This is a genomic window from Qipengyuania sp. (genome assembly GCF_048550555.1).
Classification (GTDB): Bacteria; Pseudomonadota; Alphaproteobacteria; order Sphingomonadales; family Sphingomonadaceae; genus Qipengyuania.
The window spans coordinates 179,116-194,518 of sequence record NZ_JBLYYF010000018.1 but is presented as its reverse complement, the minus strand read 5'-3'; the positions used below and the strand labels follow the sequence as shown (position 1 = coordinate 194,518).

The following is a 15,403-nucleotide window of genomic DNA, read 5'->3' as shown; positions in this document are numbered from 1 at the left end:
CACCAGCACTGTGCTTGACCGGCTGGCGTTTTCGCGCCAGCCAGCGCGGCGATGGAACATTTCGACGTCGTTATCGTGGGATCGGGGCACGGCGGTGCACAGGCCGCCATCGCCCTGCGCCAGAACGGGCATGAGGATTCGATCCTCATGGTCAGCCGCGATCGCAACCCGCCCTACGAGCGCCCGCCGCTGTCGAAGGAGTACCTCGCCGGAGAGAAGCCCTTCGAGCGCATCCAGATTCGCCCCGAACAGTTCTGGACCGACAAGAACGTCGAGCTGCGGCTGGGTCGCAACGTCAACGAGATCGACCCGGTGGCGCATACGCTGGTCCTCTCGGACGATACGCGAATCGGTTATCGCAAGCTGATCTGGGCCGGGGGCGGCGATGCCCGGCGCATGTCGTGTCCGGGCAGCGATCTTGGCGGGATCCACTACGTCCGCACCCGGCGCGACGTCGACACGCTGAAGGATGACCTCGCCGCCGGTGCGCAACGCGCGGTCATCGTAGGTGCCGGCTATATCGGGCTCGAGACGGCCGCGGTCCTGCGCAAGCTCGGCTGCGCGGTGACGGTTGTCGAAATGCTAGACCGCGTGCTGGCGCGCGTCGCCGGACCCGAGCTGGCCGATTTCTACGCCGCTCACCACCGCGAACAGGGCGTCGACTTGCGCCTGTCGACAGCGGTCGAGACGATCGAGGGCGCCGATGGGCGCGTCACCGGCGTCACCACCGACAGCGGCGAGAAGATCGCTTGCGACGTCGTCATCGCAGGGATCGGTATCGTGCCCTCGGTCGGACCGCTGATCGCTGCCGGGGCTGCCGGATCGAACGGCGTCGACGTCGATTCCTTTTGCCGCACCACGCTCGACGACGTCTATGCCGTGGGCGACTGCGCGAGCCATGCCAATCCCTTTGCGGCCAATGCGGTGATCCGCCTCGAATCGGTCCAGAACGCCAATGACATGGCGACCGTCGCGGCCAAGGCGATCATGGGCGACAAGCAGGATTACGATGCGGTGCCGTGGTTCTGGTCGAACCAGTACGATCTCCGCCTGCAGACCGTCGGCCTCTCGCTGGGCTACGACGCGACCGTTCTGCGCGGCGACCCGGGGGAGAAGAAGTTCAGCGTGATCTACCTCAAGGAAGGGCGCGTGATCGCGCTCGACTGCGTCAACAACACCAAGGATTACGTCCAGGGGCGCAAGCTGGTGATGGACCGGGCGGAGATCGATCCCGCCCTGCTCGCCGACAGCTCGGTGCTGCTGAAGGAAATGCGCTAACCGGCCGCGATTAGCGCGCGGACTGCGCCAGACGGCCCGCCGCCCAGCGCGCAGCCTCGGCCACAACCGGGTCGGGATCGCTGCACAAGCCGCGTACAAGTGGTTCAATCGAGGCCAGCCCGCTGTTGCCCGCGGCATAGAGGCAATTGCGCACGAAGCGGTCGCGCCCGATCCGCTTGATCGGCGAGCCGGAAAAGAACTCGCGGAAGCCCGCGTCGTCGAATTGGAGGAAACGCGCCAGCTCGGGCGCGGTCAGTTCGGCGCGCGGGGCGAGCTTGATATGGCGGTGCGCGGTATCGGCGAACTTGTTCCACGGGCAGACCGCCAGGCAATCGTCGCAGCCGTAGATGCGGTTGCCGAGCGCCTCCCGGAATTCCTTGGGGATCGGACCCTTGTGCTCGATCGTGAGGTAGGAAATGCAGCGCCGCGCATCGAGCTGGTAGGGCCGCGGGAAGGCGTCGGTGGGGCAGGCGTCCTGGCAGGCGCGGCAATTGCCGCAGCGGTCGGGATGCGGATCGTCGGGCACGAAGTCGAGCGTCGAATAGACCGCGCCGAGGAACAGCCACGAACCATGACGGCGGCTGACGAGGTTGGTGTGCTTGCCCTGCCAGCCGATTCCCGCTGCCTGACCGAGCGGCTTTTCCATCACCGGCGCGGTATCGACGAAGACCTTGAGTTCGCTGTCCGGCTCGCGCTCGATCAGCCAGCGCGCGAGCGCCTTGAGCGCCTTCTTGACCACGTCGTGATAGTCGCGCCCCTGAGCATAGACCGAAATCCGCGCTGTGTCCGCCGCCGCCTCCAGCGCCAGCGGATCGACGTCAGGGGCATAGCTCATGCCGAGCGCGATCACGCTCTTCGCCTCGGGCCACAGCCCCTGCGGCGAAGTGCGCTGCGCCTTGCGCGCCTCCATCCATTCCATCGCTCCGTGGCGACCCTGGCCGAGAAATTCCTCCAGCCGCGCGGCACGCTGCGGGTCGGGCGCGGCAGAGGCGAAACCGCATGCCACGAAGCCAAGCTTCGCCGCCTCTTCGCGCAACGCTTCCTGCAACCCTACGTTAACCACGCTTGCTTGTGCTCCTGTTCACTGCCAGCCCTTAGGCATGCAGCCATGCTTACCGAGACCGGCACCATGACGCGAGCCCGGGCCGACGGCCTTGGCCCGCTCGCTATCGAGGCCCGCGGCCTGGTCAAGCGCTTCGACGGCACGCTGGCGGTCGACGGAGTGGATATTTCGGTGCCCGAGGGGGCGATCTACGGCATCCTCGGCCCCAATGGCGCGGGCAAGACCACCACCTTGCGCATGCTGCTGGGGATCATCGACCCCGACGAAGGCGTGCGCTGCGTATTCGGCAACGACCGCCCCCACGAAGTCGCCAAGCTGATCGGTTACCTGCCCGAGGAACGCGGCCTCTACCCGGCGATGAAATGCGACGATGCGATCGCCTTCATGGGCGCGCTGCGCGGCCTGCCTCTCGCCGAGGGCAAGGCGCGGGGGCGCGAGATGCTCGAGAATTACGGGCTCGGCCACGCGGTCGATCGCCAGATCCGGCAATTGTCGAAGGGCATGGCGCAGACCGTCCAGCTGCTCGGCACGCTGGTCCACCGCCCCCGGCTGGTGGTGTTCGACGAACCCTTCAGTGGGCTCGATGCGATCAACCAGGGCAAGCTCGAGGGGATGATCCGCGATCTCGCCGTTGGCGGCACCACGGTCATCTTCTCGACCCATGTCATCCACCACGCCGAACGCCTGTGCGACGAGGTCGCGATCATCGCCGGAGGCAAGGTGCCCTATGCCGGTTCGGTCGATGCCGCGCGCGATCGCATCCCGGCGCAGGTGCGGCTCGAAACCCGCCGCAGCGAAGGCGCCTGGCTCGGCGCGCTGCCCGCCGACGCGCGCCACGATGCCAAGGCCGAGGGCAGCCACTTCTGGTACTTCCCGGTGCCAGACAGCGGCATCGAGGCGCTGCTCAAGCGGCTGATCGAGGGCGAGGCGGGAATCCTCTCGCTGTCGATCGAACGCGCCGGCCTCCACGATGCCTTCGTCGAGATCGCCGGCGCGGCCGCCGCGCGCGCGCTCGCCGAGGATAATGCGCAGGGAGAAGCGCGATGAGCGATACCACCCGCCTCTCGCTGGTCGAGGCGGCGCGCGTCGTCGCCCGCCGCGATTTCCGCGCGATCCTGTTCAGCCGCGCCTTCCTGTTCTTCCTGCTCGGGCCATTGTTCCCGATCATCGTCGGCGCGCTGGCCGGGGGGATCGGCGGGCAGGTCCAGCGGGATGCCACCACGAGGCTCGTCGCGGTGGCGATGGCCGATGCCGATGCGCAGGCGATGATCGCGGCGCGCGAGCGGCTCGCCCCGCGCGTCGGTGCGGCACTGCCCGAACTCGCCGTGAGCGAGAGCGCTGACGCCCCCGCGGAGATCCTGCGCGAACCGGGGCGCAACTATTCCGCCGTCGTCTCGGGAGCGCTCGACGCCCCCGAACTGACCGCGCCGCAGGAGGCGATCGATGCCTGGACCGGCCCGATCGCGATGATCGCCGCCGAAGCCCGCACCAATGCCCCCGCAACCTATCCCGAAGTCGCCGCCCACCCCGTCGCGACCAGCGTCGCGGCACAGCGGACCGATCGCATCCGCACCGCGCAGGCGGGCCAGCTGATCCTGTTCCTGCTGATGATGCTGCTCGCCGGCATGGTGCTGTCCAACCTCGTCGAGGAGAAGGCCAACAAGGTCATCGAGGTGCTCGCCGCGGCAATCCCGATGGACGCGGTATTCCTCGGCAAGCTCGTCGCCATGCTCGGCGTCAGCTTCGTCGGAATCGTCGTCTGGGCGCTGGCTGGCGGGACGATCAGTCTGCTTGCCGGAAGCGCGCTACCGCAACTGCCCGAGCCCGCGCTGGGCTGGCCGCTCTTCGTCGCGCTGGGCATCGTTTATTTCGCCATGGGTTACCTGCTGCTCGGCTCGCTCTTCCTGACCATCGGCGGGATGGCGACGACCGTGCGCGAAGTGCAGACGCTGTCGATGCCGGTGACCATGGCGCAATTGCTGGTGTTCTTCCTCGCCGCCTCGTCGATCACCCGCCCGGGCTCGCCGATGGAGCTGTTTTCAGCCATCTTCCCGCTGTCCTCGCCCTTCGCCATGCTGGCCCGCGCGGCGCAGTCGGAAGCGCTCTGGCCGCATGCGCTGGCGCTGGCCTGGCAGGCGCTCTGCGTGATCCTGTTCGTGCGCGTGGGGGCAACGCTATTCCGCCGACGGGTGATGAAATCGGGCAAGGGCGGCCGCGCAATCAAGGGCCATGTCGGCGGCGGCGCACCTGCGATCGGTCTCGCGGGCACTCGGGACGCCCGATCGCCAGGCGATTGAGTATCGATTTGCAACGCACTATTGACATAAATGTCAGTTGGGGCAGAGTAGTCGCGAAATGGAGGGAGAGCGACCTCGACGAGTCGCTCCCGCGAGGAGAGAGACATGGCAACCGCTGCAATCGAACGCCCCCAATGCCGCACTTCGCCGACTGCCTACGAGGCGCTGAAGGAGCATTTTGCGGAGCATCCCGAGGACAAGCTGGAGCATCTGCACAAGTGGGATGTCAGCCGCAGCGACATCTACGCAGAAAACACCTGGCATCCGATCTTCCGCGAAATGCGCGAGGCCGGACCGCTGCATTACATCGATGAGAGTCCCTTCGGTCCCTATTGGGCAGTGGTCGGCCACAAGGCGATCCAGCACATCGAAGCGCTGCCCGACACCTTCTCTTCCAGCTGGGAACATGGCGGGATCACCATCCTCAACCGTCTGACCGAAGAGGAAATGGCCGAGCGCGGGATCGAGGAACGCCGCGAGCTGCCGATGTTCATCGCGATGGACCGCCCCCAGCACACCGGCCAGCGGCGCACCGTCGCGCCCAAATTCACCCCCAGCGGCATGGCCGAAATGGAAGGCGAAATCCGCCAGCGCACCGGCGAGCTGCTCGACAGCCTGCCGCGCGGCGAGGTGTTCGACTGGGTCGACAAGGTCTCGATCGAACTCACCACGGGGATGCTCGCGATCCTCTTCGGCTTCCCCTGGGAAGACCGTCGCCTGCTGACCTACTGGTCCGACTGGTCGGGCGACACCGAACTGGCGACCGTGCGCGACCTCGACGACGTCCGCTGGGGCATCCTCCAGGAAATGGCGGCCTATTTTCAGTCGCTGTGGATCGAGCGGACGCACGACAAGGAGCCGGGCGACGACCTCATCAGCATGATGATCCACTCCGAGGCGATGAACCAGATGAGCCCGCAGGAATTCATGGGCAATCTGATCCTGCTGATCGTCGGCGGCAACGACACCACGCGCAATTCGATGAGCGGCTTCGTCTACCAGCTCGACAAGAACCCCGACCAGCGCAAGCTGTTCGAACAGAACCCCGACATCATCCCCAATGCGGTGCAGGAAATGCTGCGCATGCAGACGCCGCTGGCGCATATGCGCCGCACCTGTACCGAGGATACCGAAGTCTTCGGCCAGACGATCAAGGCGGGCGACAAGGTCGTGCTGTGGTATCTGTCCGCCAATCGCGACGAGGAAGTGTTCGAGAACCCCGACAAGCTCGACCTGACGCGCGAGAATGCCCGCCGCCACATCGCCTTCGGTTACGGCATCCACCGCTGCGTCGGCGCGCGGCTGGCCGAGCTGCAGCTGCGCGTCCTGCTCGAGGAAATGCACAAGCGCCGCATGCGCGTGCACCTGGCGGGAGATATCGAGCGGGTGAAGGCGAATTTCGTCCACGGCTTCCGCAAGCTCGAGGTCGAGGTCACCCAATTCTGATCGCGGTGGGGATGTAACCTTTGGTGCCTCCCGTGCGTAGAGGAAGCGTGGGCGCGCGCGGCCCACGCCGGAAAGGGACGACAATGACCGACCAGACCCTGAACCGCCGCCGGCTACTCGGCTGGCTCGGCGCATCAGCCAGCTTCGCGGCGCTGACCGCCTGCGGTTCGGACCGGGCGGAGGCGAAGGACTTCCCCAAGGGCCGCAGCGATGCCGAATGGCGCAAGGTCCTCACCAAGCAGGAATACTGGATCCTGCGCGAGGAGGGGACCGAACGCCCCTATTCCTCACCGCTGAATGCGGAAAAGCGGGCCGGCACCTTCGTCTGCGCGGGCTGCGGCAACCCGGTCTACAGTTCGAAGACGAAGTATGATTCCAAGACCGGCTGGCCGAGCTTCTGGGCGGCGATCGACAAGGGCGCGGTCGGGACGCAGACCGACTACAAGATCGGCTACCCGCGGACCGAAGTGCACTGCGCCGATTGCGGCGGGCACCTGGGTCATATCTTCAACGACGGCCCCAAGCCGACCGGCAAGCGCCATTGCATCAACGGCGCGGCGCTGGATTTCAATCCGGCCTGATCCTCCAGAACAGCAAGCCCCCGCGGGTCTCGACCGGCTCGAGCCAGTCGAGGCGTTCACCACGCAGGATCCGGTCGGCGAGTCCTCCGGGCACGCGTTCGGACGCAAGGTGCACCTCCGCCAGTCCGGGGCAAAGCGCCAGATAGCGCGCCCCCCGGGCGGCCAGCATGGCATGCGCCTGCGCCGGGTCGGCGGCGAAGAGGTCGAGCATGAAGCGGATCCCGGCCGAGCTGCGCCGATGCCCGCTCGCCACCAGTGAGTGGGGCGTATCGAGGAGCAGCGCGGGCGCGATGTCGACCGTCGCGGCGATCTCGCCAAGAGGCAGCTCGGCGATCACGGGCGCCGCCGCAGAGACATCGCAGGCCGAGGCCCGCGCGGGCACTCGTTCGACCTGTCCCTGCGCCGTCTCGTAGCTTCGCGCATCCCCCCAGGCCAGCAGCGGAAGCGTCGGCACGAAGGCGAGCAGGATCGCGGTCACGGCGAACGAGCGTCGCGGCAGCGAGGCGGGGCCGCGCAGGGTCGCGAGCCATTCGCGCAGCTGCCAGCCGAGCGGGACGGCGGCGAGCACGGCCGCGATGGCCCCCGCCCGCGCGGCCAGGCAGGTCGCCGCCAGCGCAGCGAGCAGCAGCAGCAGATAGTCGAACCAGAAACGCCGCAGCCAGTCGTACGAACGCAGCTGGAGGCGGCAGGCGGCGCCAAGCCCGAACAGCGGCAGGACGAGCAGCTGGAGCGCGGTCGCGGGTTGCTGCCGCCAGACGGGCATGCCCTCCATCACCCCCGAGAGCCATGGCTGGCGGGCCAGCGGGTCGGTCGCGGCGAAACTCCCGGCGGTGCATTGCGGCGCGCCGAGGAGCAGGATCCCCACCCCGCCTGCCACGGTCAGTGCAAAGCCGCCGATGAGCCAGGACGGCGGCAGCCGCTGCGCCGCGAGCAACGTCGCGCCAAGCGCGCTCCAGCACAGCACGGCCAGGAAGGGCGGCGAGAGCGTATCGCAATGCGGGGCAAGGTCGCCGATGCCGCGCGTCGCGGCGAACAGTGCGAGCGAGGCGAAGGCGAGCACCTGCAGCGTGCGCACGAGCAGAAGGCGGTCCTTCGGGTCGCGCAGCCAGCGCAGCGCGGCGATGCCGCAGAAGGCAAGCGCCAGCGGCAGGCCCTCGAGCGAGATCGCCAGCCAGATCGCGAGCGCGAGGCCGAGCAACACGCCGCCGCGCGCAGCCGATCGCGTCGCCAGCGCATTGGCCGCCGCGAGCGCGCAGACCACCTGCCAGCCGTGGTGGTCGATTCGGAGCGGGGTGAACTGGACCAGCAGCGGGGCGGACAGCGCCACGACCAGCGCCGTCAGCGTCGCCGCCTCGAGATCGACCATCCGCCAGGTGAGCCGCGCGGCGAGCAGCATGGCGCAATAGAGCGTGAGCAGCGGAACCGCGACCAGCGCGGTGAACTCGGCGACTTCGGCCCCGGCCAGCGGAGTCACCATGCCGACCACCAGCAGCAAGGGAATGTCGACCAGCCGCGACCAGTGCATCGGCGTCCCGCCATGCGGTGCATCGAGCCGGTGCTGCGTGAGGTCGAACCAGCCCTGCCCGTCGATCAGATCGCGCAGCTGGACCAGCCGCAGCATGTCGTCGGGATCGGGAAAGCGCCGGTTCGCGATCGCGGCCCAGTGCGTGACCAGCAGGAGCACGGCGACGAGCGCCCAGGCGAGCGTCGTCCGCAGGACGAGGGGCCCGCTCCATCCGCTCCGCCGACGCTCGACGATCATGTCACATCGCCGGCGGTGTGCGAAAGCCGATCGGGCTGCTCCCCGGCAGCGACAATCGCTGCGGCGAGTTGGCGCGCTTGCTTGCGACCCATCATGTTCTCCCCCCGGTTGAACACGCTGCGGGCATGACCGGTAGAGGTTAGGATATCGTTAGACCCGTCTTCCGGCGGCGGGGACCAAGCTCACCCCTGCAGCAGCAGCGGGCACTGCACCTTGGCCGCGGCGAGGGCGAAGTCGCGCAGCGAGAAGGTGTCCTCGAAGACCAGGCCGTAATTGGCATCCCGGCGCCAGCGCACGACGCAGCGGATATCGGGCATAAACTCTGTCGAGATCGTCACTCGCTGGCCGATCGCGAAGACATGGTCGCATTCGATCCGTGCGCCCTGTTGCGAAATGTTGAGCGTGACCGCTTTCGCCTTGCCCGAGAGCGAGGAAACCAGCAGCGGCAACATGATGTTGAGGCGCAGTCCGCGCTTGGGGAAATCCCAGTTTTCCCGAATCAGCCGATCGACCTCGATCGGGCGGTCGAAACGATAGCTGGCGTCGAAGCCTTCGGAGCGCACCAGTTCGAGCTCGTAGCTTTCGCCATTCTGGAGTTCGAGCGCGAGCGCGGAGTCGGTCGGCAGCTTGTGAAAAGTGCGCAGGGAAACGCCGGTGGCGGAGACGTCGCGGATGACGCAGACGAACTCGCCCTGTCCGCACAGCAGCTTCGCCGCACGGATGAGAGAGGTGTAGCGCGGCGCACCACGCTGGTCGGATCCAGAGCTCGTCGCATTGTCTTCCATGACGAATCCGGGAGTGAATTCCATCGCCGCAAACCATCCACAACGCCAACAGCCGGGTAGTGGCTGAATGCCACGTATCTAACCTGGGTGCGTTCGACGTATGGTAATGACACCCTAAGTGTTAATACCAATCTAAAGACTGTATAGTTTTTTCGTGTTCGTGACTTGGCGGAGCCGAATTCCCGACTGTTTCGAGGCCTTCCTACCCAGCCAGCTCTCCCGATATGGCGGCGCTATTGCGGCCGGTAATAAGGCGCGGCCCGCGCTGGAAGGGGGGGCCTGCATTCGGGCCGAATATGGCGACCTTCGCCCTGCTTGGCGAAAAGGCGAAGCGGGCTGGTACGGGTGGCGGGACTCGAACCCGCACGAGCAAAGCTCAGGGGATTTTAAGTCCCCGGCGTCTACCATTCCGCCACACCCGCAACGGCAGGCAGCCCTAGTCGCTGCCCGCCGGGCGGGCAATCGCGGATCGCGCTCCTTTAGGGAGCCTCAGCCTTCGTTGAGACGACGGCGCATGTCCTTGCCGGGCTTGAAATAGGGCACCCGCTTGGCCGGAACGTCGACCGTTTCGCCGGTGCGCGGATTGCGGCCCTTGCGCGCTTCACGCTCGCGCGTCGAAAAGGCACCGAAGCCGCGAAGTTCGACCCGTCCGCCTTCGGTCAGGCGCTGCGAGATTTCCTCGAAGAATATGTCCACCACCTGCTCGACTTCTTCGGCGCGCAGATCGGGATAGTCCTGGCCAAGGGCGGCGAGAAGTTCTGATCGGATCATAGAAGGTCTCCCGGTGCCATCGACCGCAAAATGTCGTTTCCTCTATGCGACCCTCGGGACCGCGCTTTTCCGCCCGATTCCAACTGGATGAATGTGGCAGAAGGCGGTGCCGCCCGCAAGTTCACAATTGTAAATTTTCGCCATCTTCGGTCAGGCGTCGGCGAGCAGTTCGGTCGCCGAGACGCCCAGCCGTGCCATGCGCGCGCGGATCTCGGGCCATTCATCGCGCAGGAAGTTCTCCCGCTCGGACCGGCGCAGGCGCTCGGCCGCGCCCCGGACGACATACATGCCCACGCCGCGCTGGACCTCGACCAGGCCATCGTTCTGGAACTGCTGATAGGCCTTGGCCACCGTGAGCGGGTTGGCGCCCTGTTCGGCCGCGAGTGCGCGCACCGAGGGCAACATCTCGCCTTCGGCGTAGCGGCCATCGATGATCGCGGCGGCGATCATGTCGCGCAACTTCAGATAGACCGGCTTGGACTGCGTGCTCATCGTATATTCCCCGCGACAGACTGCATCAGTGCCATAATACACCACTGCGCACAAGGTTCCCGCGCCGGTCGTTCAGGCGCGCGCAAGGCAGTGACAGCTGTAACTAAATGCTTCACATGCGCGTTTGAACCGCTAGGGTGCGCGCCATTCCGACGCCCCCGCGCGTCCAATCGAGAATTATGGTTCGGGGATATCTCAATGAAAGACATGGCCTTATGGAATGAGGGGGACTGGATCGTCACGATCGCTGCGGTGATCCTGACGGCCTTCCTGGTGATTGGCGCGCTTGCGATCACGCGCCCCAAGGAAGAGGTCATGGGCCACCCCAAGGGCCTTTATGTTCTCTTCTTCGCCGAGATGTGGGAGCGTTTTTCCTATTACGGGATGCGCGCCCTCCTCGTGCTCTACCTCGTCAAGCACTGGCTCTATTCCGACGGCAGCGCGAGCCTGATCTACGGCGCCTATACCAGCCTCGTCTACATCACGCCCGTCCTCGGCGGCTGGCTCGCCGACCGCTATCTCGGGCAGCGCAAAGCTGTCGCTTTCGGTGCTGTCCTGCTGACACTGGGTCACTTTTTCATGGCCTTCGAGGGCGACGGCAGCGGCTATGCCAACGATCCGACCCTCAACGTCTTCTGGTTGGCCCTCGCGCTGATCATCGTCGGCTCGGGCTTCCTCAAGGCCAACATCTCGGTGATCGTCGGACAGCTCTATCCGCGCACCGACATGCGCCGCGACTCGGCCTACACCATCTTCTACATCGGGATTAACCTCGGCGCCGCCGCGGGTACCATCATCGCCGGCTATCTGGGTGAGACGCTGGGCTGGGCCTACGGTTTCGGTGCCGCCGGCGTCGGCATGCTGCTCGGCCTGTTCGTCTTCGTGCTCGGCAAGCCGCTGCTGCGCGGCCAGGGCGAACCGCCCGTTCCCGCGAAACTCAAGGAAAAGGTCGCCGGCCTGAATCTCGAGTGGTTGCTCTACATCGTCGGTTTCGGCGGCGTCGCGGTGATCTGGGCGCTTATCCAGTTCCAGGAAGCGGTCGGCTGGCTGCTGCTGGTCTCGGGCATCCTGCTGCTCGGCTACGTGCTGCAGCAAGCGCTCTACAAGATCGAGGACAACACCGGTAAAGTCAGCTCCGGCTCGACCAGCGGGGTCTTCTACGGCGGCGTCGGCGTGCTGCTCGCGACGGCAGCCTGGATGATCGTCCAGCAGGGCGCCGACACGATCGCGGCGGTCGGCGGTGTGCTGGGCCTCGTGCTGGTCGTCGCTGCCTGCGTTATGGAAGCCGGCAAGACCGCCAATGACGCCCGCGACCGGGTGTTCGCGATGATCTTCATCATCCTGCTGATGCCGCTGTTCTGGGGCCTGTTCGAACAGGCCGGTGGTTCGGTGAACCTGTTCACCGACCGCTATGTCGACCGCCAGGGCGTACCGACCTCGCTCTTCCAGTCGATCAACCCGATCTACATCATCTTGCTGGGTCCGATCTTCGCTGGACTGTGGCAGTTCCTCGCCAAGCGTGGCTGGGAACCCAACACCTACGCCAAGATGGGCCTCGGCATCATCCAGATGGGCCTCGCCTTCGTTGTGCTGGTGCTCGGCGCCAACGCGGCAGGCAATGCCCTTGTCCCCGTGCTCTTCATCTTCCTGTTCTACCTGCTGTCCACGACCGGCGAACTGTGCCTGTCGCCGGTTGGCCTCTCGGCGATCAACCGCCTGTCGGTGCGCCACATGGCCTCGCTGATGATGGCAGCGTTCTTCTTCGGGACGGCCGGCGGCAACTTCGTCGCTGGCTTCATGGGCACGCTGATGGGTGAAGGCGGCCACGGCGGCGAAATAACCCGCGATGGTGCGCTCGACGTCTACTGGACTATGGGCCTGGTTGCGGCAGGGATTGGGGCCTTCGTCGTGCTGGTCAGCCCGCTGGTGCGCAGGCTGATGCATCTCGATCGCCTGCGCGACGACGATGTCGGCGACGATCTGCTCGGCCAGAGCGAAGGCCCGGGCGAAGCGCAGGGTGCCGGGGCTCACCCGGAAACCCGCCCGGCAGGCTGATCTGCTCCGGTGCCAATCGGCGAAACGCTGGCTGACACCGACAAATGCATTTGACCGATCGGGCCGGGGCAGCGATGCTCCGGCCCGACTGCATTGGGGGATCCATGATAAAATACGCCTTGCTCGCCTGTGCGGCTGCCTTCGCGGTGGCCGGTTGTTCAACCACCGGCGGGGGCGACGACGTCGCCTCGGCGGGCGACTGGACCGCACCGGTCGGAGAGGACGGCAACGCCCCCTTCCCCTCGACCTATCAGCGTTTTCCCGGACGCCCCACCGCACTCGTCGGTGCGACCGTCTACGACGGGAAGGGCGGACGGATCGACAGCGGCACCGTGCTGTTCCGCGATGGCGAAGTGGTCGCGGTGGGCGATGCCGGGCTTTCTACCGAAGGCTACGACCGGATCGACGGCAGCGGCAAGTTCGTGACTCCCGGAGTGATCGACATCCACTCGCACCTCGGCGACTATCCCACACCAAGCGTGGAGGCGCATTCGGACGGCAACGAGGCAACCAGCCCGATGACTCCCGAGGTCTGGGCAGAGCATTCGGTCTGGCCGCAGGATCCCGGCTTCACCCGTGCGCTCGCCAACGGCGGCGTCACCAGCCTGCAGATCCTCCCCGGTTCGGCCAACCTGACCGGCGGACGCTCGGTCACTCTAAAGAACGTGTCCTCGCGCACCGTGCAGGGGATGAAGTTCCCCGGCGCGCCCTACGGCATGAAGATGGCCTGCGGGGAGAACCCCAAGCGCGTCTATGGCAGCAAGGGCCGCATGCCATCCACCCGGATGGGCAATTTCGCGGTGAACCGGCAAATGTGGCTCGATGCGCAGGCCTATGACGGCAAAAAGCGCGATCTCGGCAAGGAAACGCTCAAGGGCGTGCTCGACGGCGAGATCCTGGTCCACAACCACTGCTATCGCGCAGACGAGATGGCGCTGGTCATGGATATGGCCAAGGAGATGGGCTACAAGGTGACTGCCTTCCACCACGCGGTCGAGGCTTACAAGATCGGCGATCTGCTGCGCGAGAACGACGTCTGCAGCGCGATCTGGGCGGACTGGTACGGCTTCAAGATGGAAGCCTATGACGGCATCCTCGAGAATGCGGCTTTCCTGCGCCAGGCCGGTGCCTGCGTGATCATCCACTCGGACGATGCCAACGGCATCCAGCGCCTCAACCAGGAAGCCGCCAAGGCTCAGGCCGCAGGCCGCCGCCTGGGCATCGACATCCCCGACGCCGAAGTGGTGGGATGGTTCACTTACAACGCGGCCAAGGCGATGGGTATCTCCGACATGACCGGCAGCCTCGAGCCCGGCAAGATGGCGGATGTCGTGTTGTGGAACGGCGACCCGCTGTCGGTCTACTCGCGACCCGAGAAGGTCTGGATCGACGGGGCCCTGATGTATGACGCGATGGACCGCAAGCGGCGCCCGGTGAGCGATTTCGAGCTCGGCCAGCCCGGTGAAGGAGACGTGAAATGAAGCGCGCGCTGAACGCATTCGCCCTCGGCGCCGCGAGTCTGGTCGCGCTCGCTTCCGCCGCTCCTGCGCTGGCGCAGGATGTCGCCATCACCAATGCCACCGTCGCCACCGGTGACGGCTCCGAGCCGATCGAGGGCGCGACGGTGGTCGTGCGCGGCGGCAAGGTCGTCGCGGCGGGTCGCGGCGTCGCCGTTCCCGCGGGCGTCGAGGTGCTCGACGCCAGTGGCAGCTGGGTCACGCCCGGCATCTTCGCCACGGTTACCACGCTCGGCCTGTGGGATGTCGGGGCGGTCAGCGAGTCGAACGATACGCGCGCTTCGAATTCCCCCTTCAGCGCGGCTCTCGACGTCAGCCCGGCGATCAATCCTTCGTCGCAGCACATCCTCGTCCACCGTGCCGCTGGCGTGACACGCGCGGCGACGATGATGCCGCCCTCGGCCTCGATCTTCGGCGGACAGGGCGCCATCATCGACCTCGGTGCGGATGCGAATGCGGTCACCCGCCAGCGCGCCTTCCAGTTTGTCGATCTCGGCGAGGGCGGCGCCCGCCGCGCCGGGGGGAGCCGGGTCTCGGCGCATGCGCTGTTCCGCAACGCGCTGCGCGAAGCGACGCGGCTGGGCGAGGACGCTCGTATCCCGGGACGCTCGTCGAACCGCGGCGATATCGACCTTGGCGACGATGTCCCGCTCGACCCGCGGCTTTCCGGCAGCCCGACCGATCGAGAAGGCGATGTCCTGCTGACCCGCTTCGACGCGGCGGCGCTGGTGCCCGTCGTGCGCGGCGAACAGAAGCTCTATGTCGGCGTCGAGCGCGCTTCGGACATCCGTAGCGTGATCGCCCTCAAGCGCGATTTTCCCCGCCTCGACCTCGTACTGGTCGGTGCAAGCGAGGGCTGGCTGGTGGCGCGCGAGATCGCGGCAGCGGGCGTGCCGGTGATTGCCGATGGCCTCGACGACCTGCCCGAGAACTTCGAGGAGCTCGCCTCGACCCAGTCCAACGTCGGGCGCATGGTCAAGGCGGGCGTGCGCGTCGCGATCAATGCCAGCGCGATGGAGAACCCGCGCAATCTCGGCCAGTATGCCGGTAATCTCGTCGGCCTCACCCGCTTGCCCGGCGCCGACGGGCTGAGTTGGGGACAGGCCTTCGCCGCGATCAGCTCGGTCCCGGCGACGATCAGCGGCATGGGCGGCAAGGCGGGCGTGCTCGCCCCCGGTGCGATGGGCGATGTGGTGATCTGGGACGGCGATCCGCTCGAAGTCGGCTCGGTCCCGGTCAAGGTGTTCATCGACGGCGTCGAACAGCCTCTCGACAACCACCAGAGCCGGCTCAGGGAACGCTATCGCGATCTGGATACGAGCGACCAGCCCAAGGGCTACGACTGGTAGGATGAAC

13 protein-coding genes and 1 tRNA gene are annotated in these 15,403 nt (G+C 66.5%); 8 read left to right on the top strand and 6 right to left on the bottom strand.

The window, feature by feature from the left end; translation table 11 throughout:
* Positions 1–51 precede the first annotated feature (51 nt).
* Positions 52–1,278 carry an NAD(P)/FAD-dependent oxidoreductase gene (locus ACN4E0_RS05000; protein WP_419566231.1) on the top strand — a complete coding sequence of 409 codons (1,227 nt, stop codon included), beginning with the start codon at positions 52–54 and terminating at the stop codon, positions 1,276–1,278.
* A gap of 10 nt (positions 1,279–1,288) precedes the next feature.
* Here the strand turns inward: ACN4E0_RS05000 and queG are convergent, their stop codons facing one another.
* Positions 1,289–2,341, bottom strand: a complete 1,053-nt coding sequence (queG, locus tag ACN4E0_RS04995) for a tRNA epoxyqueuosine(34) reductase QueG (protein ID WP_419566228.1) — start codon at positions 2,339–2,341, stop codon at positions 1,289–1,291.
* A gap of 45 nt (positions 2,342–2,386) precedes the next feature.
* Here queG and ACN4E0_RS04990 point away from each other — a divergent pair, with 45 nt between their 5' ends.
* From ACN4E0_RS04990 to msrB, 4 genes are all read left to right on the top strand, one after another.
* Positions 2,387–3,388: an ABC transporter ATP-binding protein gene (locus ACN4E0_RS04990; RefSeq protein ID WP_419566225.1), complete on the top strand. Its 1,002-nt coding sequence runs from the start codon at positions 2,387–2,389 to the stop codon at positions 3,386–3,388.
* Positions 3,385–4,638 carry an ABC transporter permease gene (locus tag ACN4E0_RS04985; protein ID WP_419566222.1) on the top strand — a complete coding sequence of 418 codons (1,254 nt, stop codon included), beginning with the start codon at positions 3,385–3,387 and terminating at the stop codon, positions 4,636–4,638. Before ACN4E0_RS04990 ends, ACN4E0_RS04985 begins: the two co-directional genes overlap by 4 nt.
* A 105-nt stretch (positions 4,639–4,743) precedes the next feature.
* Positions 4,744–6,084 carry a cytochrome P450 gene (locus tag ACN4E0_RS04980; protein WP_419566220.1) on the top strand — a complete coding sequence of 447 codons (1,341 nt, stop codon included), beginning with the start codon at positions 4,744–4,746 and terminating at the stop codon, positions 6,082–6,084.
* Between the two features lie 83 nt (positions 6,085–6,167).
* Positions 6,168–6,665, top strand: a complete 498-nt coding sequence (gene msrB / locus ACN4E0_RS04975; RefSeq protein ID WP_419566218.1) for a peptide-methionine (R)-S-oxide reductase MsrB — start codon at positions 6,168–6,170, stop codon at positions 6,663–6,665.
* Here msrB and ACN4E0_RS04970 read toward each other — a convergent pair.
* The 5 genes from ACN4E0_RS04970 to ACN4E0_RS04950 form a co-directional block, all read right to left on the bottom strand.
* Positions 6,652–8,427: a hypothetical protein gene (locus tag ACN4E0_RS04970; protein WP_419566216.1), complete on the bottom strand. Its 1,776-nt coding sequence runs from the start codon at positions 8,425–8,427 to the stop codon at positions 6,652–6,654. The genes msrB and ACN4E0_RS04970 overlap by 14 nt on opposite strands.
* 182 nt (positions 8,428–8,609) lie before the next feature.
* Entirely contained in the window at positions 8,610–9,236 is a 627-nt protein-coding gene (locus ACN4E0_RS04965) for a PilZ domain-containing protein (protein ID WP_419566215.1), read from the bottom strand.
* Positions 9,237–9,549: 313 nt separating this feature from the next.
* Positions 9,550–9,634 (bottom strand) — tRNA-Leu (locus tag ACN4E0_RS04960).
* Positions 9,635–9,701: 67 nt separating this feature from the next.
* On the bottom strand, positions 9,702–9,983 hold the full coding sequence (locus ACN4E0_RS04955) for an integration host factor subunit beta (RefSeq protein WP_419566213.1): 282 nt from the start codon (positions 9,981–9,983) through the stop codon (positions 9,702–9,704).
* A gap of 150 nt (positions 9,984–10,133) precedes the next feature.
* A complete protein-coding gene (locus tag ACN4E0_RS04950; protein WP_221602439.1) occupies positions 10,134–10,475 on the bottom strand; it encodes a GntR family transcriptional regulator in 342 nt (113 codons plus the stop codon).
* Between the two features lie 198 nt (positions 10,476–10,673).
* Between ACN4E0_RS04950 and ACN4E0_RS04945 the strand changes: the two genes are divergently transcribed.
* The 3 genes from ACN4E0_RS04945 (at position 10,674) to ACN4E0_RS04935 (ending at position 15,396) form a co-directional block, all read left to right on the top strand.
* A complete protein-coding gene (locus tag ACN4E0_RS04945; protein WP_419566211.1) occupies positions 10,674–12,530 on the top strand; it encodes a peptide MFS transporter in 1,857 nt (618 codons plus the stop codon).
* A 104-nt stretch (positions 12,531–12,634) separates the two neighbouring features.
* Positions 12,635–14,011 carry an amidohydrolase gene (locus ACN4E0_RS04940; RefSeq protein ID WP_419566208.1) on the top strand — a complete coding sequence of 459 codons (1,377 nt, stop codon included), beginning with the start codon at positions 12,635–12,637 and terminating at the stop codon, positions 14,009–14,011.
* On the top strand, positions 14,008–15,396 hold the full coding sequence (locus ACN4E0_RS04935; RefSeq protein ID WP_419566206.1) for an amidohydrolase family protein: 1,389 nt from the start codon (positions 14,008–14,010) through the stop codon (positions 15,394–15,396). The genes ACN4E0_RS04940 and ACN4E0_RS04935 overlap by 4 nt, the downstream gene beginning before the upstream one ends.
* The last annotated feature ends 7 nt before the right edge of the window (positions 15,397–15,403 follow it).

Coding starts and splice junctions, on each gene's coding strand:
- ACN4E0_RS04970 (WP_419566216.1), bottom strand. CDS start 8,427: ATGATCGTCGAGCGTCGGCGGAGCGGATGGAGCGGGCCCCTCGTCCTG.
- ACN4E0_RS04965 (WP_419566215.1), bottom strand. CDS start 9,236: ATGGAATTCACTCCCGGATTCGTCATGGAAGACAATGCGACGAGCTCT.
- ACN4E0_RS04985 (WP_419566222.1), top strand. CDS start 3,385: ATGAGCGATACCACCCGCCTCTCGCTGGTCGAGGCGGCGCGCGTCGTC.
- msrB (WP_419566218.1), top strand. CDS start 6,168: ATGACCGACCAGACCCTGAACCGCCGCCGGCTACTCGGCTGGCTCGGC.
- ACN4E0_RS04990 (WP_419566225.1), top strand. CDS start 2,387: ATGCTTACCGAGACCGGCACCATGACGCGAGCCCGGGCCGACGGCCTT.
- ACN4E0_RS04940 (WP_419566208.1), top strand. CDS start 12,635: ATGATAAAATACGCCTTGCTCGCCTGTGCGGCTGCCTTCGCGGTGGCC.
- ACN4E0_RS04980 (WP_419566220.1), top strand. CDS start 4,744: ATGGCAACCGCTGCAATCGAACGCCCCCAATGCCGCACTTCGCCGACT.
- ACN4E0_RS04935 (WP_419566206.1), top strand. CDS start 14,008: ATGAAGCGCGCGCTGAACGCATTCGCCCTCGGCGCCGCGAGTCTGGTC.
- ACN4E0_RS04950 (WP_221602439.1), bottom strand. CDS start 10,475: ATGAGCACGCAGTCCAAGCCGGTCTATCTGAAGTTGCGCGACATGATC.
- ACN4E0_RS04955 (WP_419566213.1), bottom strand. CDS start 9,983: ATGATCCGATCAGAACTTCTCGCCGCCCTTGGCCAGGACTATCCCGAT.
- ACN4E0_RS05000 (WP_419566231.1), top strand. CDS start 52: ATGGAACATTTCGACGTCGTTATCGTGGGATCGGGGCACGGCGGTGCA.
- ACN4E0_RS04945 (WP_419566211.1), top strand. CDS start 10,674: ATGAAAGACATGGCCTTATGGAATGAGGGGGACTGGATCGTCACGATC.